This is a genomic window from Arthrobacter sp. NPDC056886, from assembly GCF_042788715.1.
Lineage (GTDB): Bacteria > Actinomycetota > Actinomycetes > Actinomycetales > Micrococcaceae > Arthrobacter.
Genome location: NZ_JBHUBT010000001.1, coordinates 51,335 through 69,015 on the forward strand (window position 1 = coordinate 51,335; position 17,681 = coordinate 69,015).

The following is a 17,681-nucleotide window of genomic DNA, read 5'->3' on the forward strand; positions in this document are numbered from 1 at the left end:
CCGGACGGACACCGCACCGGCCGGTCCCCACCGTTTCTTCGTTAGTGAAAGGCACCCTTGCCATGAAAACCTCCCTCCGCCGCACCCTCAAGACCGCCGCGGCCGCCACGATGACCGCCGCGCTGCTCGCCGCCGGCGCGGCCGCCGCGTCCGCCCACGTCCACGTCGACTCCGATGACCCGGCCGCGGGCGGCTACAGCCACCTGACGTTCAATGTCCCCAACGAGTCCGCCACGGCCAAGACCAGCAAACTCGAAGTCACGCTGCCCACCGACACCCCGTTCACCTCGGTGTCGGTCAAGCCCGTCGAGGGCTGGAAGGCCGTGGTCACCACCAGCGAGCTGCCGAAGCCGGTCACCATCGCCGGCGCCACCGTCACCAAGGCCCCCAGCTCCGTGGTCTGGACCGCCGACGCCGCCCACCAGATCGGGCCGAACGAATACCAGGCGTTCTCCCTCTCCGTGGGAGTCCTGCCGGATGCCGGCACCACCGTGACGCTGCCGACCGCCCAGACCTACACCGACGGGACGGTCGTGAAATGGGACGAGAAAACGGTCGAAGGCCAGGCCGAACCCGAACACCCGGCCCCCTCGTTCGTGACCACGGCCAAAGACGCCGAGACCGCGGCCCACGCCGCATCCACGGAAACAACAACGGCGCCGTCGGCGGCCCCGGCCGCGGCAGCCAGCACCTCAAGTGATGCCGGCTCCGTGGCCGGCTGGATCGGGATGGCAGCAGGACTGATCGGGCTCGCCGTGGGCCTGACAGCACTGGCCCGCACCCGCCCGTCCCAGGCCAAGCAAGCAGAGACCAAGCAAACGGCCAAATAGCCCGTTAACTAAGCCCGACAAGTAACACGGTCAGGCAGCTTGTCGCCGGACCTCCGGCGGCAGGCACGACGGCGGCTCCGGACACCCGGGGCCGCCGTCACAATTGACACCCCGGTGTGATCCCTGCCATATTTTAGGGGTGAACCTGTCAGACAGCCGGACAGCAGGACAGCCTTTGGCCCGCCTCAGCGCCGCCGAAGCCGTTTTCAACGTCCTCCGCTCCGAAATCGAATCCGGCAAGCTCGGCGTCGGCGCCAAGCTGAGCTCCGAGGCCAGCCTCGCCCAGCAGTACGGCGTGAGCCGCTCGGTGGTCCGCGAGGCCCTGCGGTCCTGCACCGCCCTGGGCCTGACCGTCACCAAGACCGGGCGGGGCACGTTCGTCGTCGCCAACCACGTGGCCAAGGACCTGGTCCTGGGCCAATACTCCGCACGCGACCTCACCGAGGCCCGTCCCCATATCGAGGTTCCTGCCGCCGGGCTGGCCGCCGAACGGCGTTCGCCCGAGGAACTGGACACCATGCGGGACATCGTTGCCGCGATGAGCGGCGAGGACGACCCCGAAGTCTGGGTGGGCCTGGACTCCAGCTTCCACGCGATGATCGCGCGGGCCAGCCGGAACAAAGTGTTCGAGAACGTCGTCGCGGACATCCGGGACGCCCTCGCCCACCAGTCCGAGACCCTGAACATGGTGGCGGACCGCCAGCACGCTTCTGACGAGGAACACCGGCGCATCCTGGCTGCGATCGAAGCCGGTGACGCGGCGACGGCGCGCATTGCCATGAGCCAGCACCTCCATGCCGTTGGCGTTGCCCTCGACTCGATCCTCAACGCCTGACGGCAGGCGCCTGACGCCATTTGTCAGGAACAGCAGGGCCGGGACAGCAGCGTCAGCGACAGAGGGCCTGCCAAGGCAACGGCACCTGCCGCCACAACCACACCGACCGCTACCGCCACCGCCACCGCCACCGCCACCGCTAAAGGATGCAATGATTTCTCCCGCTCTCGCGCACACCCCGCCCACGCTGGCCCCGGAGCGGCTGCCGCAGCACGCGCCGCTCGCGGTCCAGACCCGGGACGGCATCGTCGAAAGCGTCCACTACGGCTCGGTCATCGCCACCGCAGCGGACGGCCGGACCCTCCTGGCCGCCGGCGATCCCCTCGCCCCGTTCTACCCGCGGTCCGCCCTGAAGCCCCTGCAGGCCGTCGCCATGGTCCGCGCCGGCCTGGACCTGCCGGACGATCTCCTCGCCCTCGCCGCCGCCAGCCATTCCGGTGCCGCCACCCACCGTGACGGTGCGCTCCGCATCCTGGACCTGCATGGCCTGACGCCCGGCGACCTCGAGAACGGTACCGACCTACCGTACGGCGCCCGCGAGCGCGAGGACTGGCTCGGCGACGGTGGCCAGGCCACCCAGCTGACACAGAACTGCTCCGGAAAGCATGCCGCGATGGCTGCCACCTGCGTCATCAACAGCTGGCCGGTCCAGGGTTACCTTGACCCGGCGCACCCCCTGCAACAACTCGTGGCCCGGACCGTGGTGGATCTGACCGGCGAGGACCCGCAGGCCACCACCGCTGACGGCTGCGGGACCCCGCTGTTCGCACTCACGCTGCGCGGCATGGCCCGGGCCTTCGGCCGCCTCGCCGCGGCCGCCGGATCCGGCGGCGGCGCGGAAGCCGCCGTCGCACACGCCATGCGCCGCCACCCCGAGATGGTTGCGGGCGAGGATCGGGATGTCACCACACTGATGCGCTTGGTTCCCGGCCTGTTGGCCAAGGACGGCTTCGAGGGCGTCCAACTGGTGGGCCTCCCCGACGGCCGCGCCGTCGCGGTCAAGGTCTCCGACGGCGGAGACCGCGCCCGGATGCCGGTCACCGTGCGGGTCCTGGCCGCGCTCGACGTCGACACCTCACCCCTGGCCCGCCTCGCCGCCACCCCTGTGCTGGGCGGCGGCCGGCCCGTCGGGCTGCTGCAGGCCACTGATTTCCTCGCTGCCCCCAAGACCTCCGACGCCCCCGAAGCCCTGTAAGGACCGCCATGACCTCGCTCGACGCACGCGCAGAATTCCGCTCCGAACACGACCTCCTGGGCGACCGGGATGTTCCCGCCGACGCCTATTGGGGCGTCCACACCCTCCGGGCCGTGGAGAATTTCCCCATTACCGGCCAGCCGCTCTCCTCCAACATGTACCTGGTCCGCGGGCTGGCCGCCGTGAAACTGGCCGCCGCACGCACCAACCACGAGCTCGGGCTGCTCGACGCCGAGCGTGCCGCGGCCATCGGGGAAGCCTGCGCCGACGTCATGAGCGGCAAGCTCAGCGAGCAGTTCGTGGTGGACGTCATCCAGGGCGGTGCCGGGACGTCGTCGAACATGAACGCCAATGAGGTCATCGCCAACCGGGCCCTGGAAATTCTCGGGCACCCGAAGGGCGACTACGCCCGGCTGCACCCCAACGACCACGTCAACCTCAGCCAGTCCACCAACGACGTCTACCCCACCGCGGTCAAGCTCGGCACGATCTTCGCGGCGCGTGAACTACTGGACGCCCTCACCGAGCTCGAGGACGCTTTCGCCGCCAAAGCCCTCGAGTTCCGCACGGTGGTCAAGATGGGCCGCACCCAGCTCCAGGATGCCGTCCCCATGACGCTCGGCCAGGAATTCGGCACCTACGCCGTCACAATCGGCGAGGACCGGCTCCGCCTGGCCGAAGCCGACCTGCTGATCCACGAAATCAACCTCGGCGCCACGGCGATCGGCACCGGCCTGAACGCACCGGCCGGGTACGCCGAGGCCGCCTGCCGGCACCTCGCCGAGATCACGGGCCTGCCGCTGGTCACGGCGGTGGACCTGATCGAGGCCACCCAGGACGTCGGCGCCTTCGTGCACCTCTCCGGCGTGCTCAAGCGGGTGGCCGTGAAACTCTCCAAAATCTGCAACGACCTCCGGCTGCTCTCCTCCGGCCCGCGCGCCGGATTCGGCGAGATCAACCTCCCCGCGGTGCAGTCCGGCTCCTCGATCATGCCCGGCAAGATCAACCCGGTCATCCCGGAAGTGGTCAGCCAGGTGGCCTACGAGGTGATCGGCAACGACGTCACCATCACCATGGCCGCAGAAGCCGGCCAGCTCCAGCTCAACGCCTTCGAACCGATCATCGTCCACAGCCTCCACAAGAGCATCTCCCACCTGGAAGCCGCCTGCCGCACCCTCACGGCCCGCTGCGTCCGGGGCATCACCGCGAACACCGAACACCTGCGCCTCACCGTGGAACAGTCGATCGGCCTCGTCACTGCCCTGAATCCGCAACTGGGCTACGCCACGGCCACGGCCATCGCGCAGGAAGCCCTCGCCACCGGCAAGGGGGTTGCGGAACTCGTGCTCGAACACGGGCTGCTCACTGCCGAGCAGCTCACCGAGCTCCTCAGCCCGCAGCGTCTGGCCAACCTGAGCAAGTAGCGCACCCTCGAACCCCGAAGGACCCCATGACTCATCCCGATACTGCCCGCGCCCAAGAACTGCCAGCCCAAAAGCAGCCAACCCAGCAACAAGACGCCGTTTCCGACCACACCATTCCGGCGCATGCCCATGCTTCCGGGGCCGCGCTCCACGCCGAGGACCAGGGCTACCACAAGGGCCTGAAACCCCGGCAGGTCCAGATGATCGCGATCGGCGGCGCCATCGGCACCGGCCTGTTCATGGGCGCCGGCGGCCGGCTCGCCACCGCCGGACCGGCCCTGATCATCAGCTATGCCGTCTGCGGGTTCTTCGCCTTCATGATCCTGCGCGCCCTCGGCGAACTCGTGATGCACCGGCCCTCGTCCGGCTCCTTCGTCTCCTACGCCCGTGAATTCTTCGGCGAGAAGGCCGCGTTTGTCACCGGCTGGCTGTACTGGCTGAACTGGGCCATGACGGCGATCGTGGACATCACCGCCGTCGCGCTGTATATGAACTTCTTCAAGAAGTACTGGGCGCCCATCGCGGACGTGCCGCAGTGGGCATGGGCCTTGGCGGCCCTGATCCTGGTCCTGGGCCTGAACCTCATCAGCGTCAAGGTGTTCGGCGAGCTTGAATTCTGGTTCGCGCTCATCAAGGTGGTGGCCCTCGTGTCCTTCCTGCTCGTGGGCATCTACTTCGTCATCTTCGGCACGCCCGTGGCCGGCCAGGAGGTCGGCTTCAGTCTGATCGCGGACAACGGCGGCATGTTCCCCAACGGCCTGTTGCCGGCGATCGTGGTGATGCAGGGCGTCGTGTTCGCCTACGCCTCGATTGAGCTGATCGGCACCGCCGCCGGCGAGACCGAAAATCCGGAGAAGATCATGCCGCGGGCCATCAACACGGTGATCGTGCGCATCGCGGTGTTCTACGTCGGCTCGCTGGTGCTGCTCTCCCTGCTGCTGCCCTACAGCTCCTACAAGGCCGGCGAAAGCCCCTTCGTGACGTTCTTCGGCTCCATCGGGGTGGACGGTGTGGACGCCATCATGAACCTCGTGGTCCTTACCGCGGCGCTGTCCTCGCTCAACGCGGGCCTCTACTCCACCGGCCGGATCATGCGCTCGATGTCCGTTTCGGGTTCCGCGCCGAAGTTCGCCGGCCGGATGAACAAGTCCGGTGTCCCCTACGGCGGCATCGCCCTCACTGCCGGCGTGGCCGTCCTGGGCGTGATCCTGAACGCCGTAGTCCCGGCCGAGGCCTTCGAGATCGTCCTGAACGTTGCATCGCTGGGCATCATCAGCACCTGGGCCATGATCGTGCTGTGCCAGATGCAGCTTGCCCGGCTCGCAGCCCGCGGGGAGCTGCGCCGGCCCGCGTTCCGGATGCCGGGCGCGCCCGTGACGGGCTGGATCACGCTGGCCTTCCTCCTGGCGGTGCTGGTCCTCATGGCATTCGACTCGCCCGTGGGAACGTGGACCATCGCCTCCGTCGTGGTCATCGTCCCGCTCCTGATGCTCGGCTGGCGCCTCTGCCGGCACAGGATCCTGGAAATCGCCGCAGTCCGCGACGGGTTCACCGGCCCGTATCCGCTCGTGGCCAACCGCCCCGCAGGGAAGAACGTACGCGGCACTGACGGCAGCGCCGGCGGGGATTTGGAGTGACACCCCGGTAATCCTCCGCGTAACGGAACGCCGCGCAACATCCCGGCCCGGATGGTTCGCATATGCTCAGCAGAGGAGCCCATACTGGCGCCCACTGGCTCAGCGACGAACCATCCGGGAGACACTTCATGACCAATTGGCGGATCAGGGACTTTCATTCGGCGGACCTCGACGGCATCCTGCACCTCTGGGAATCCCTCAAAGAATCGAACGTGGAGCCCGTCTACGCGCTCTCCGAGGTCCTGGCCTCGTGCGAAAAGGACCACGCCGTCGTCGCGGTGCACGGCGAGCAGGTGGTGGGCGCCGCCGTCGGACGGGCCGCCCATGACCAGGGCTGGATCGTTTTCCTGGCCACACTGCCCGAGTTCCGGGGCCGCGGGATCGGCACCTCCCTGCTGGCCGCGGTCGAGAACCGGATGGCCCCGCACGGGCTCAACAAGCTCTCGGCCCTGATGCCCGAGTCCGAGACCCGGGTGGAGGCGTTCCTGGGCCGCGGCTTCGCCCTGAAGAAGAACCTGCGCTACTTCGAGCGGAAAATCCCGGTCCAGCGCCAGGAGCTGGAACCGCTCAGCCTGCTGGGCGGCCGGATCCTGGCCCGCGACCTGTGGGAGAACGTGGCCGGCATGCGCAACGAAAAAGAACTCCTGGAACGCCGGCTGGTCCTTCCGCTCGCCGAGGCCGATCTCGCCGACGAATACGGCGTGGTGCCACCGCGGGCCGTGGTCCTCTTTGGGCCGCCCGGTACCGGCAAGACGACGTTTGCCAAGGCGATCGCGTCCCGGCTGGAGTGGCCGTTCGTGGAGGTCTTCCCATCCCGGCTGGCCGCCGATCCGCAGGGGCTGGCCGGGGCGCTGCGCGAGACCTTCCTGGAAATCGCCGAACTGGAGCACGCGGTGGTCTTCATCGACGAGGTCGAGGAGATCGCCGCGCAGCGCTCGGGCGAGCCGCCCTCTCCCCTGCAGGGCGTCACCAACGAGCTCCTCAAGATCATCCCCGCCTTCCGCGAACAGCCCGGCCGGCTCCTGGTCTGCGCCACCAACTTCATCCGCGCCCTGGATTCGGCGTTCCTGCGCCACGGCCGGTTCGATTACGTCATCCCGATCGGCCTGCCGGACCGGCAGGCTCGCGAGGCCATGTGGCAGCGCTTCATCCCCGTCGCCGTGGTGGACGACGTCGACGTCGAGCTCCTGGTGGACCGCACCGAGGGCTTCTCCCCCGCGGACATCGAGTACGCGGCCCGCAGCGCCTCCCAGCGGGCGCTGGAAAAGGCGGTGTACGACGACGGCGGTGCTGCGTCCGGTGGCAGTGCTTCAGTCCGCGAGGCGGTCCGGAAGGGCCCCTCGACCCAGGACTACCTCGATGCCATCCGCGACACCCGGACGACCGTCAGTGACGAGGTGCACCAGGATTTCCTCGAGGACATCGACGCCTTGGGGCGCGTCTAGGCGCCGGCGGCGGGTTCACTGACCGAACTCGCCGGAAGCGCGCGAATTCGCCGTAACGTTCCGGCGACTCCGAACCCTACCGGCGAACTGGGCGCACGCCGGCTGCGGCAGCGGCGACAAGGAGTAGACCGTGACCCTGTTTCTGACGATTGTGAGCGGCCTGGCCTGGACAGTTGTCTACGTCGATGCGATCCGGATCGGCTTCAGGGACAGGACCTATGCGATTCCGGCCGCCGCGCTCGGGCTCAACTTCGCCTGGGAGGTCATCTACTCCGCCCGCTCCATCGCGACCGGAATTACCGCGCAGGGCGTCTTCAACATTGCGTGGGGACTGGCCGACGTCGTGATTGTGTACACCTTCTTGAGGTTCGGCCGTTCCGAGCTGCCGGGCTGGGTGACGCGGCGGCTGTTCATCGGCTGGGCAGTCCTGCTGGGCGTCACGTCCTTCGCCGTGCAGCTGCTGTTCGTCGCCGAGTTCGGCTGGGACGACGCGGCCCGCTATGCGGCCTTCCTGCAAAACCTGCTGATGTCCGGGCTGTTCATCGCGATGTTCGTTGCCCGCGGCGGGCGCCGGGGACAGACCCTGCTGATCGCCGTGGCGAAATGGATCGGCACGCTCGCGCCGACCATCGCCTTCGGCTGGCAAGGCAATTCGCCGCTGATCCTGGGCGTGGGGATTCTCTGCAGCATCTTTGATCTGGTGTACATCTGGCTGCTGTGGGGCTCCCGGCAGATGAGCCCTAGAGGGTAACGACGATCTTGCCCTTGGCATGGCGGCCCCGAAATACTTGGCGAGCTGGACGGCGAGTGTTCCCACGCCGCCTGCGCCGCCGTAGCGCGTGAGGACGTAGGCACGCATGCTCAGTCCCGGGCGGACTCAATTTCGCTGGCGGTCTCGCCCGGCGCGGCCGCCGTGATTGCGGCCGCCGAATCACCCGCCGGGTCGTCGTAGGAGAGGTTCTCGTAGTCGGTGTCGTCCGCCTCGTCGAGCATGTCGTCGAGTTCCTTCAGCAGCCACGGATTGACCCGGGCCAGGATTTTCCGGGTTTCCTCGACGGGGACGGCGGCGTAGAGCACCGGCCGGGCGTCGTCGTAGCGGGTGACCGGGGGTTTGTCCGGCCACTTTTCGGCCAGCGCTTTAACCCGTTCGGGAAGCGAATTGTGCGCGTTGTCGGCAATCTTCACCAGCGTGGCGTCGTGGTCCTCGGCGATGTACCGGATGCCGGCCTGGTAGTCGTCCGGGTTCTCATGCAGGCGCTTCGTGACCCGTTCAATGATGTCCACGGCGTGCTCGGAGACGCCCATGTCCAACAGCGCCTGCCGCGTCATCGGGGTGTCCTCGGCGATGTCGTGGAGGTACCCGGCGATCCGGATGTCGTCGTCGAAGTCCGCCAGGGCATCCCCGACGGCGAGCACATGCTCCCGGTAGGGCCGCTTGAGCTTGTCCTTCTGCCGGTTGTGGGCCACCTCGGCCAGGACCTTGGCTGTCTCGACAGTGAAGCGGGGCTGGGGGTGTGCGGGCTCGGTCATGAATCCAGCCTACGCGCCGCGGCTGTCCGTTCGGGCCCGGCCGCCGGTCCCCGGATCCGGTCGGGGAATGCCGGGCCACACCCAAGGCTCGCGCGGCAGGGCTGCGGGGTCGAAGACGGCCAGTGCAAATTCCAAAGGGCCGGGCGGGAGTCCGACGGATGCCAGCAGCGTGTTCCGGACCTGGTCCGCGTTTACGCCGGCCAGCGCCAGGTCGGCGAGCGTGACTGCGCCGTCGCGCTTGGCCAGCCGGGCGCCGTCGGCGTTCAGTACCAGCGGCACATGCGCATATTCCGGAGCAGGCATATTCAGGAGGGATGCCAAATACGCTTGGCGCGGCGTGGACGGCAGCAGATCGTCGCCGCGGACCACCTGATCGATGCCCTGGGCGACATCGTCCACCACCACGGCCAGGTTGTAGGCGGTCACGCCGTCGTTGCGCCGGAGCACGAAGTCGTCCACCACCCCCGTGTAGGTGCCGTGAAGCGCGTCGCGCACCGTCGCCTCCGCCACGGCGGAACGGAGCCGGACGGCAGGCGGTCGAGTAGCCCGTTTGGCCTCGCGCTCGGCGCCGGTGAGGTCCCGGCACGTCCCCGGGTAGGCGCCCAGCGGAGCGTGAGGCGCCGACGGGGCCTCCTGGATTTCCCGGCGGGTACAAAAGCACTCGTAGGTCAGGCCGGCCGCCGTCAGCTGCGCAATCACCTCGGCGTACAGGTGCTCACGGTCCGTCTGGCGCACGACGCCGCCGTCCCAGCTCACCCCGATCGCCGCAAGGTCGCGAAGCTGTTCAGCCTCGGCTCCGGCCCGGGCACGGTCCAGGTCCTCCACCCGCATCAGGAACCGCCTCCCCGTGGACCGGGCGAAGAGCCACGCCAGGATGGCCGTCCGGAGGTTGCCCACGTGCAGTTCACCGGAGGGACTGGGGGCGAAGCGGCCAGCTGAGGTCATGGGACAAGCCTATGCGGAGCAGCACAAGAGCCCCTCAGCTACCGATGACTTCGGGGAATCCGACGTCGGTGGCTCAGGGGCTCTTGCCGCGTGGTGGTGCGTTGTGCGGAGTGACGATGCGTGAACAAGAGTCAATCAGCGGCGGGATCCTTGCGGGAGCCTCATCCGGGGCCCGGGTGGTGTGCCGGGGTGTCCGTAGCCTTCGGGATGGCGGAGGTGGCCGCGTTCCCTTTGTTGTCACCATTTGAGCAGAAGCCCTACAGTTGGTGCAACGGACCGACGCGGGAGTGGCCAATCTGATCAACTTCAGTCGGGACAGTGAACAGGAAGTGGTCATTTTGCAGGAGCTCGACGCGACGGACCGGCGGATCCTCGCCGCGCTGGACGAAGATCCCCGCGTGCCGGTCATGGTGCTGGCGCAGAAGCTGGGCCTGGCCCGCGGAACAGTCCAGTCCCGCCTGGAGCGGATGTCGGCGTCGGGCGCGCTCCGCCCGAACAGCAGCCGGGTTCTGCCGTCCGCCTTGGGCCGGGGCGTGGCGGCCGCGGTGAGCGCGGAACTGGACCAGAGCCACCTCAACGAGGCGATCGCTGCCCTGCGCAACATCCCGGAAGTACTTGAATGCCATGCCCCGGCCGGCGACACCGATCTCCTGATCCGGGTGGTGGCCAGGAGCCCGGATGATCTCTACCGCGTGTCCGAGGAAATCCGGCTGTGCCCCGGCATCGTCCGGACCTCCACGAGCATGTTCCTGCGCGAAGTCATTCCGTACCGGACCACGGGACTGCTCGGCGCCTGAACTCTCCGTGGAGAACCGGCTCTGCCGAGACCGGCCTCCCCCGGCGCCCCCGGTCACGGTTTAGACCGGCGGCCCGGTATTGGCTTTCAGGTTCTTCATGACCAGTGTTGACGTCAGGCGTTCGACGCCGGGCAGCGAGGTCAGTTCGCTGTCATAGAAGCGCTGGTAGGACGGAAGGTCCTCCGCGATGACCTTGAGTAGATAGTCCGGCGAACCGAAGAGCCGCTGGGCCTCCACGATGTTGGGATTGTCGGCCACCCGGCTCTCGAAGATCTCCATCGTGGAACGGTCCACCTGCCGCAGGGTCACGAACACGATCGCCTCGAAACCGAGCCCCACGGCGGCCGGATCGATGTCCGCCCTGTAGCCCCGGATGATCCCGGCCGCCTCTAGATCCCGCAGCCGGCGGTGGCACGGAGCCACGGTCAGCCCCACCTTGGCCGCCAGGGCCGTGGCAGTCATCCGGCCGTCCGATTGGAGGTAGCGCAAAATACTTCTGTCAATATTGTCAATCACGCAATTATCTTACCCGAAGGGGCTGATTCGTCAGTAAATAAGCGAACACTTTCGGGCCGAATTTGCCTAGAGTTTTCTTTGTACCCGCTACGGGGTGCCGCACCCCCTGGAGCCCGCCATGAACCCCCAGCTTTTCCTCGCCTTCCTGGTTGTCGCCGTCGCCCTGGCGTGCACCCCCGGCGTCGACTGGGCCTATTCGATCGCGGCTGGGCTGAGGAAGCGCAGCTTCGCGCCCGCCGTCGCCGGGCTCTGCGGCGGCTACGCCCTCCACACGGCCCTGTTGGTGCTGGGACTGGCGGCACTGCTGGCCGGAATGCCCGGCGTGCTCGGCTGGCTGACGGCCGCGGGCGCCCTCTACCTGCTCTGGCTGGGCTTCAGCACCTTGCGGTCCTGGCGCGGGGCCAGCTTCGGCACCGGCGCGGCGGCCCCCGGTCCGGCCGCGCCCGCAAGCCAGTTCCGGATCTTCCTCCAGGGCATGGGCATCAGTGGGATCAACCCCAAGGGCCTGCTGTTCTTCGTGGCCCTGGTGCCGCAGTTCGTCAGCCCTGACGCGGCGCTGCCGGTCCCGGTCCAGTCGGGACTGCTGGGGCTGACTTTCGTCCTGCTCGTGGGCGTCATCTACAGTTGCGTGGCACTCCTGGCGCGGAAACTGCTGCAGGCCAGGCCGGGCGCAGCGCGTCAGGTGACACTGGCCAGCGGGATCATCATGCTGGTTCTGGGCGCCCTGCTGCTCGCCGAACAGATCGTGCCCGCCGTCAGCGCAGCGCTGAACCGCGGCTGAGAGCGGGATTCCCGGCTACTTGCGCTGCATGTACCACTCGGTGAAGGACGACGCGCGGCCGTCCGCGGTCAACTGGATGACCCACAGGTTGTCATAGCTTCGGCTGTTTCCCCGGTAGGTCGTCAGGCCCTGCACAAAGGCCCGGCCGCCGTCGACCCCCAGCAGCTTCCACTCAAACGTCCAGTCATCCGGCTCATCCCGCCCCGCCAGCCAGTGCTCGACGATGTCGTCCCGTCCCTGCCACGGTTCGGCTTCCTGCGGGCTGGTGGCATAGATGGCGTCCTCGGTAAACAGGGCCCGGATGTCCTCCGGATCGTTCGTTGTCCACGCCGTGATGTAGTGCTGCATCCAGCGCTCCACCGCATCTCTCATGCCTCGGTTGTACTCCCCGCCACAGGGGCCCGCAAGAGTAGTCGATACGTGTATTTGGCCGCGATCGGGCGTGAAAAACACTCAGTGGTCGTCAGTGCGGCCGTATTCGCGGTCCCAGAGTTCGTGCATTTCCGCGTCCTTGCGGATGGCCTTCACGGCCTCCAGCTGTGCCGGTTTGTGGCGCTGCCATTCCCGGGCCCCGAGGGTCTTGCGGCCCGCGTCCAGGAGGAGCAGGGCAGTGTCCGTCAGCGCGTCGCTTCGGAGGGTGAAGTCTGTCTTCCTGCGCCGCAGGACTTCCTGCAGTGCTGATCGGGAAGCGGTGTAGGCTCCGAGCCTGCGCAGGGACCGGGCCCGGACCAGCAACAGCGCGGCGGCGAGATCGTCCGCGTTCAGCAGCCCCTCGGTCTCCGCCACCACGTCAGCGTCGCGTCCCAGCTCGGCCTCAAGCGAACAGCGGGCCAGGGCCAGAGGCAGCGACGGCGGCAGGCCGGCAAGCGCCGCGAGCGCCGCCTCCGTCTGGCCGGTCTCGCGCAGGGAATGGGACAGGGCCAGGAACACGGCCTCCTCACTGAACAGCACCGGAACCTCGATCCGCTCCGCCACCTCCACCCTCGTGACGACGCCGGCCAGGTACACAGCGGCGTAGCGGTTGGCGTCCTGGTCGTTCCGCAGGCTCAGGCCATGCTGCAGGAGCTCGGACGCGCGCAGATGACCCCCGTGGGAGTAGGCCAGCAGCCCGGCCATGAGGTAGCAGACTCCGGCCCAGCCGGGGTAGGCGCGGGCCAGGGTGATCAGGCGGTCCGGGTCGGTGCTGCCGAAGACGGCGGAGTGCACGGCTTTCATCCTCTTGGCGGACGCCCGGCCTCCTACCCTGCCCAGCCGTGGCACGCCGCCCTCGGCGGCCAGCGTGCCGGGGGCCCGGCCTGCGATGAGTCCGGTCATCAGGGAGCCCACGTTTCCGGCCAGACCGCGGACCGGTGTCCGGACCACAGGCTTGCGGAAGGGCGTCAGGTCGCGGGTGTCCGTGTACGGCCTGCGGGGCTCGTCCGGAATTGGGTCGACGGGAATTTGGGTGTCGGGGATCCGGTCGACGGGAATTTGGGCGTCGGGGATCCGGCCGATGGGAATGTGGCCGTCGGGAATGCGGGGGGCGGATTCGCCACGTCCGGCGCTCATGCCCCCATGGTAGTAGCCACCGGCAGGCCGCTGCTAGGCGGCTGCGGCCACCCAGAGGCCGATCACCCAGGTGCTCGCGGCGAGGCAGGCGAGCCCGAACTCCACGATCATGCCAAAACCCGTGGCCTTCAGGGCGGCCCAGCTCGAGGCCACCGCCGTGCCGAGCACGCGGGTGCGCTGCAGCTCGCTGAGCAGGAGACCGGCGGCAAAGCCCACGAAGAGCCCCACCACGGGGATGATGAACATACCGGCCACGCCCAGCACCAGGCCCACCACCACGGAACGGCTCGGTATGCTGTGCTCTTTGAGCTTCCGGCCGGTCAGGACGGCGCTGGCGGCCATGCCGGCCAGGACGAACACGAGTCCGATCCCAAAGACCACCCAGCCGGTGGTTCCGGCGCCGCCCCACAGGGCCCAGGCAAGCAGGCTCGCCCCGATCAGGATGCTGCCGGGCAGGACGGGAATGATGGTACCGGCCACGCCCACCAGGATGGCGAGGCCGCAGAGCACAGTCACCAGGGTCTCGGGGTTCATGGGCCCAGTCTAGGCGGCGGGCAGCCCAGGCGGAGGACGGATCCCCACTAGGCCCACCAACGGCGGCGCTCCCCCGAGGGCAGCGCCGCCGTCACTGTGGGCCGCAGTGTGTCGCGGATCTACTCGGCTTCGACCGCCGCGGCCACCGCAGCGGAGACGGCCGGGGCCACGCGAGGGTCCAGCGGGCTGGGCACAATGTAGTCCGCGGAAAGATCGTCCTCGGCCAGTTCTGCGATGGCCCGGGCCGCGGCGAGCTTCATGGCGGGCGTGATCCGGCGGGCGCCGGCGTCGAGGGCGCCGCGGAAGATTCCGGGGAAGGCAAGGACGTTGTTGATCTGGTTCGGGAAGTCGCTGCGTCCGGTGGCCACCACGGCCGCGTACTTGCTTGCGACCTCCGGGAGGACTTCCGGGTCCGGGTTGGACAGGGCGAACACGATCGAGCTGTGGTTCATCAGCTTCAAGTGCTCCTCGTCCAGCTTGGCGGAGGAGACACCGACGAACACGTCGGCGCCGAGAAGCGCCTCTCCCGGGCCGCCGGCCACGCCGCGCGGGTTGCTGCGGGCGGCGAGCTGGGCCTTCTTGCTTGCCGGATCGGCGGCGATGTCCGCGCGGTCCTTGCTGATGGTGCCGCGGGAGTCCAGCAGGACGACGTCGCCGATTCCGGCCGTCAGCAGGATTTCGGCGACGGCGATCCCGGCCGCCCCTGCCCCGGAGACCACCACGCGCAGGCTGTCGAGCGGCCGGCCGGTCACCTTGGCGGCATTGGTCAGGGCGGCGAGGACCACGACGGCGGTGCCGTGCTGGTCATCGTGCATGACCGGGCAGTCCAGTGCCTCGATGAGCTTCTCCTCGAGTTCGAAGCAGCGGGGCGCGGCGATGTCCTCCAGGTTGACGGCGCCGAAGCTGGGGCGGAGCCGGACAAGTGTCTCGATGATTTCGTCGACGTCGGTGGTGTTGAGGACCAGCGGGATGGAGTCGAGTTCTCCGAAGGCCTTGAAGAGCGCGGACTTGCCCTCCATCACGGGCAGCGAGGCGCTGGCGCCGATGTTGCCCAGGCCCAGCACGGCCGTGCCGTCGCTGACCACCACTACGAGGCGCTGGGCCCACGTGAGCGTCTTGGCGAGCTCCGGATTGGCATGGATGGCGCGGCTGACCTGGGCGACGCCGGGCGTGTAGGCGATGGAGAGGTCGCGCTTGCTGGCGAGGGGGACGGTGCTGGAAATCGAAAGCTTGCCGCCCTCGTGGGATGCGAAGATTTCCTCGTCGCTGAGCACGGCTACTGCCTCAGCCGGGGAGGTGGAATCGGCGGGAATGATCGTTTCAGTGGACACGTCGTTGTCTCCTGGGACTCACCGTGGGCGCACGGCTCATGGAAGCTCAAGCAAGGCTGCTTGAGTTGGTCTGGCGGGGGCTGCGGCGACCAGAGGTGGCGGTCGCCGGTGGAGCCCCCGGTTTTGCTGGCGTCAGCGGTATCCGGTCCAGCAATCGTAAACAAGGGACCCTGCCGGTTGCGCCGCGCACGAGCCCGGTTGCGCCGTGGTGAAACGTTTCCCCAAGATGTTAAGTGATCCGGATCACGCGTGAGACGGTTATATTCGGGTCTCTGGTCTAGACCGGTTACGCGGCCTGCGGGGCTCTTTGCAGGAGTGAGCAGGCCTTCTTCAGGTCTTCTTCGGCCTCGAAGAGGGACAGCCGGCGGCAGCGGACGGCCTGGACAAGTCCCGTAACCGTCAGCAGCAGGACCCGGGCAACTGCGCCGTCGTCGCACGCTGACGTCACTGCTTTCTCGGCCGTCGCATCGATCTCGCGGAGCAGCCGCGTGGTGTCGGTGTCCTTGACGTAGACCGCGCGGTTGAGGGCCTGCTCCACGGCGGGCTGCATCAGGCGCATGTGGAAGATCTCCATCACCACTCCCGCGAGGGCCTGGGCCGTTACCTTTCCAACCTCGGGCGAGCTCCCCGCGAGGAGTTCGCCCAGTTGCTTGCGGTACAGCGCCAGGACCAGCTGGGTGGAGGAGGGGAAATAGCGGTACAGCGTCCCCAGCGGCACATCCGCCTTGGCCGCCACCTCGGAAAGGACCACGGAGTCCAGCCCCTTGCGGGCAAACCCCGCCGCAACGTCAAGGATCCGCACATAACGGAGCCGCTGCCGGGGCAGAGTGGGAGGAGGGGCCATCGGTGGAAGATCTGAGTGAAAATCAGGCATCAGCAGCGTTCCGGGGGTCGTTTTTCTCGGCAGCCGGGCGCCATCCGCCCACCGCGCTGCCGCGGCAATTGCCGTCCACTATACGCCACGAAACCCGGCGCCCGGCCAGGCCGCCGGGGCCCCGGAAGCCCCCTAAATGGGACGTGCGTGGCTCAGTCCACGCCCTTGATCTTCACCACGAACACGGCGCCGAGGAGCCCGATCACGGCGGCGGCCACATACAGCGAAACGTACCCTCCCCAGAGCGTCACGAAGGGAAAGGCAATAAGCGGGGCGAGCACTTGCGGCAGCGAGTTGGCGATGTTGATGACGCCCAGATCCTTGCCCCGGTTCAGCGCGGTGGGCAGCACCTGGGTGATGAGGGCGAAGTCCACCGCCAGATAGCAGCCGAAGCCGATGCCCAGCACCGACGCGCCGATCAGGGCGCCGGGCCAGGTGGGCGCAAACGCAAGAATGAGGGAGGCCGCGGCGATCACCGCGGAAGAGATGATGACCAGAGGCTTCCGGCGGCCCATCCGGTCGCTCAGCCGGCCGCCGATCACGCTGGTGATGATCACCATGACCGCATACAGGCCCGTAAGGATCAGGACACCAAACTCGGGCTCGATGCCTTGGGTTTCGCGGACCCGGACGGCGTCGTGGAGGAAGAACAGCAGGTAGAGGGTGACCATGTGGTTGCCGATGTTCACCAGCAGCCGCGTCAGCCAGGCCCAGGCGAAATCCGGGTAGCGGGCCGGGGAGATCCAAAAGCCCCGCGCAAAGCCGGACAGGCTGAACGCCGGACGGGCCTGCGCGGGCAGCGGAACGTCGTCGTTCTTGAAGTAATAGAGCACGACGCCGGCCAGCAGCGCCACGGCGCACACCAGGTATCCGGCGGCGAAGTTTCCCGTGACGGCGGCGGCGATCACCGCGCCGAGGAGGATCCCGACCGTCTGGCCCATGGCGGCCAGTCCGCCCACCGTGCCGCGCTGCGGGACCGGTACGCGGTCCGGGATGGCGGCGGTGATGGCGGCGTAGGCGCCGTTGCAGCCGGCCTGCACGAGGCACCAGAGCAGCGTCATGACGGCGACGTTGGGCGCACCGGCCAGCGCGATAAGGGCTGCGGCGCCAAGGACCGCCCCGAACAGCACCCACGGCACGCGCCGGCCCAGCCGGGAGGTGGTGCGGTCGCTGAAGGCGCCGAACAGGGGGTTGGCCACGAGGGACACGGCCGCGCCTGCCCCGGTCACGAGGGCCAGGATGGCTTCTTTGTCCCCTTCGCTGAACGCCGCCGCCTGTTGTCCTAGCAGCACCTGGATCGGGCCGAAGAACGCCGCGTTGATGCCGAGGTTCACCAGGACCACGCCCGCGGTCCAGACCGGGCGGACTCGCTGCTCCGGTTCGGCGAGCGCCGCCGACGTCGGAGCTGGGCTCGGTAGGTCGGACAAGCTCATGTGGTTCCCCCCGGAACTGGCGACGC

General features: G+C 68.3%; 18 protein-coding genes. 9 read left to right on the plus strand and 9 right to left on the minus strand.

What is annotated here, in order from left to right; translation table 11 throughout:
• Positions 1–62: 62 nt before the first annotated feature.
• From ACFRJ8_RS00265 to ACFRJ8_RS00295, 7 genes are all read left to right on the plus strand, one after another.
• Positions 63–830: a YcnI family protein gene (locus tag ACFRJ8_RS00265; RefSeq protein ID WP_377984166.1), complete on the plus strand. Its 768-nt coding sequence runs from the start codon at positions 63–65 to the stop codon at positions 828–830.
• A gap of 139 nt (positions 831–969) precedes the next feature.
• The gene (locus ACFRJ8_RS00270) at positions 970–1,665 is read left to right on the plus strand and encodes a FadR/GntR family transcriptional regulator (protein WP_377984167.1); all 696 of its coding nucleotides are present in this window, start codon (positions 970–972) and stop codon (positions 1,663–1,665) included.
• Positions 1,666–1,816: 151 nt separating this feature from the next.
• Complete coding sequence (locus ACFRJ8_RS00275; protein ID WP_377984168.1) at positions 1,817–2,860, plus strand: asparaginase; 1,044 nt, start codon at positions 1,817–1,819, stop codon at positions 2,858–2,860.
• 8 nt (positions 2,861–2,868) lie between these two features.
• Positions 2,869–4,284, plus strand: a complete 1,416-nt coding sequence (locus tag ACFRJ8_RS00280; RefSeq protein ID WP_377984169.1) for an aspartate ammonia-lyase — start codon at positions 2,869–2,871, stop codon at positions 4,282–4,284.
• A 26-nt stretch (positions 4,285–4,310) separates the two neighbouring features.
• On the plus strand, positions 4,311–5,921 hold the full coding sequence (locus ACFRJ8_RS00285) for an amino acid permease (protein WP_377984170.1): 1,611 nt from the start codon (positions 4,311–4,313) through the stop codon (positions 5,919–5,921).
• A gap of 128 nt (positions 5,922–6,049) precedes the next feature.
• Positions 6,050–7,366 carry an ATP-binding protein gene (locus ACFRJ8_RS00290; protein ID WP_377984171.1) on the plus strand — a complete coding sequence of 439 codons (1,317 nt, stop codon included), beginning with the start codon at positions 6,050–6,052 and terminating at the stop codon, positions 7,364–7,366.
• A gap of 130 nt (positions 7,367–7,496) precedes the next feature.
• A complete protein-coding gene (locus ACFRJ8_RS00295; RefSeq protein ID WP_377984172.1) occupies positions 7,497–8,117 on the plus strand; it encodes a hypothetical protein in 621 nt (206 codons plus the stop codon).
• A gap of 110 nt (positions 8,118–8,227) precedes the next feature.
• Here the strand turns inward: ACFRJ8_RS00295 and ACFRJ8_RS00300 are convergent, their stop codons facing one another.
• Positions 8,228–8,896, minus strand: a complete 669-nt coding sequence (locus tag ACFRJ8_RS00300) for an HD domain-containing protein (RefSeq protein WP_377984173.1) — start codon at positions 8,894–8,896, stop codon at positions 8,228–8,230.
• A 9-nt stretch (positions 8,897–8,905) separates the two neighbouring features.
• Positions 8,906–9,841 carry a tRNA glutamyl-Q(34) synthetase GluQRS gene (gene gluQRS / locus ACFRJ8_RS00305; protein ID WP_377984174.1) on the minus strand — a complete coding sequence of 312 codons (936 nt, stop codon included), beginning with the start codon at positions 9,839–9,841 and terminating at the stop codon, positions 8,906–8,908.
• A 338-nt stretch (positions 9,842–10,179) separates the two neighbouring features.
• Between gluQRS and ACFRJ8_RS00310 the strand changes: the two genes are divergently transcribed.
• Entirely contained in the window at positions 10,180–10,638 is a 459-nt protein-coding gene (locus ACFRJ8_RS00310) for an Lrp/AsnC family transcriptional regulator (RefSeq protein ID WP_377984667.1), read from the plus strand.
• 60 nt (positions 10,639–10,698) lie between these two features.
• Here ACFRJ8_RS00310 and ACFRJ8_RS00315 read toward each other — a convergent pair whose 3' ends face one another.
• Positions 10,699–11,154, minus strand: coding sequence for an Lrp/AsnC family transcriptional regulator (locus ACFRJ8_RS00315; RefSeq protein WP_377984175.1), 456 nt, complete (start codon positions 11,152–11,154; stop codon positions 10,699–10,701).
• A gap of 118 nt (positions 11,155–11,272) precedes the next feature.
• Here ACFRJ8_RS00315 and ACFRJ8_RS00320 point away from each other — a divergent pair, with 118 nt between their 5' ends.
• Positions 11,273–11,935 (plus strand): LysE family translocator, encoded by a 663-nt coding sequence (locus ACFRJ8_RS00320; RefSeq protein ID WP_377984176.1) that lies wholly within the window; start codon positions 11,273–11,275, stop codon positions 11,933–11,935.
• Positions 11,936–11,950: 15 nt separating this feature from the next.
• Here ACFRJ8_RS00320 and ACFRJ8_RS00325 read toward each other — a convergent pair whose 3' ends face one another.
• From ACFRJ8_RS00325 to ACFRJ8_RS00350, 6 genes are all read right to left on the minus strand, one after another.
• Positions 11,951–12,307, minus strand: a complete 357-nt coding sequence (locus tag ACFRJ8_RS00325; RefSeq protein WP_277528055.1) for a nuclear transport factor 2 family protein — start codon at positions 12,305–12,307, stop codon at positions 11,951–11,953.
• Positions 12,308–12,388: 81 nt separating this feature from the next.
• Positions 12,389–13,483 carry a hypothetical protein gene (locus tag ACFRJ8_RS00330; protein WP_377984177.1) on the minus strand — a complete coding sequence of 365 codons (1,095 nt, stop codon included), beginning with the start codon at positions 13,481–13,483 and terminating at the stop codon, positions 12,389–12,391.
• A gap of 33 nt (positions 13,484–13,516) precedes the next feature.
• A complete protein-coding gene (locus tag ACFRJ8_RS00335; RefSeq protein ID WP_277528057.1) occupies positions 13,517–14,017 on the minus strand; it encodes a DUF456 domain-containing protein in 501 nt (166 codons plus the stop codon).
• A 119-nt stretch (positions 14,018–14,136) separates the two neighbouring features.
• On the minus strand, positions 14,137–15,330 hold the full coding sequence (locus tag ACFRJ8_RS00340; protein ID WP_377984668.1) for an NADP-dependent malic enzyme: 1,194 nt from the start codon (positions 15,328–15,330) through the stop codon (positions 14,137–14,139).
• Between the two features lie 304 nt (positions 15,331–15,634).
• Complete coding sequence (locus ACFRJ8_RS00345; protein WP_377984178.1) at positions 15,635–16,192, minus strand: helix-turn-helix domain-containing protein; 558 nt, start codon at positions 16,190–16,192, stop codon at positions 15,635–15,637.
• A 182-nt stretch (positions 16,193–16,374) separates the two neighbouring features.
• Positions 16,375–17,655: an MFS transporter gene (locus ACFRJ8_RS00350; RefSeq protein WP_377984179.1), complete on the minus strand. Its 1,281-nt coding sequence runs from the start codon at positions 17,653–17,655 to the stop codon at positions 16,375–16,377.
• Between the last annotated feature and the right edge of the window lie 26 nt (positions 17,656–17,681).

Bases quoted from the DNA above. Each gene is read 5' to 3' on its own strand.
- ACFRJ8_RS00335 (WP_277528057.1), bottom strand. From the start codon at position 14,017: ATGAACCCCGAGACCCTGGTGACTGTGCTCTGCGGCCTCGCCATCCTG.
- ACFRJ8_RS00275 (WP_377984168.1), top strand. From the start codon at position 1,817: ATGATTTCTCCCGCTCTCGCGCACACCCCGCCCACGCTGGCCCCGGAG.
- ACFRJ8_RS00350 (WP_377984179.1), bottom strand. From the start codon at position 17,655: ATGAGCTTGTCCGACCTACCGAGCCCAGCTCCGACGTCGGCGGCGCTC.
- ACFRJ8_RS00325 (WP_277528055.1), bottom strand. From the start codon at position 12,307: ATGAGAGATGCGGTGGAGCGCTGGATGCAGCACTACATCACGGCGTGG.
- gluQRS (WP_377984174.1), bottom strand. From the start codon at position 9,841: ATGACCTCAGCTGGCCGCTTCGCCCCCAGTCCCTCCGGTGAACTGCAC.
- ACFRJ8_RS00300 (WP_377984173.1), bottom strand. From the start codon at position 8,896: ATGACCGAGCCCGCACACCCCCAGCCCCGCTTCACTGTCGAGACAGCC.
- ACFRJ8_RS00285 (WP_377984170.1), top strand. From the start codon at position 4,311: ATGACTCATCCCGATACTGCCCGCGCCCAAGAACTGCCAGCCCAAAAG.
- ACFRJ8_RS00320 (WP_377984176.1), top strand. From the start codon at position 11,273: ATGAACCCCCAGCTTTTCCTCGCCTTCCTGGTTGTCGCCGTCGCCCTG.
- ACFRJ8_RS00280 (WP_377984169.1), top strand. From the start codon at position 2,869: ATGACCTCGCTCGACGCACGCGCAGAATTCCGCTCCGAACACGACCTC.
- ACFRJ8_RS00330 (WP_377984177.1), bottom strand. From the start codon at position 13,483: ATGAGCGCCGGACGTGGCGAATCCGCCCCCCGCATTCCCGACGGCCAC.
- ACFRJ8_RS00265 (WP_377984166.1), top strand. From the start codon at position 63: ATGAAAACCTCCCTCCGCCGCACCCTCAAGACCGCCGCGGCCGCCACG.
- ACFRJ8_RS00290 (WP_377984171.1), top strand. From the start codon at position 6,050: ATGACCAATTGGCGGATCAGGGACTTTCATTCGGCGGACCTCGACGGC.
- ACFRJ8_RS00345 (WP_377984178.1), bottom strand. From the start codon at position 16,192: ATGGCCCCTCCTCCCACTCTGCCCCGGCAGCGGCTCCGTTATGTGCGG.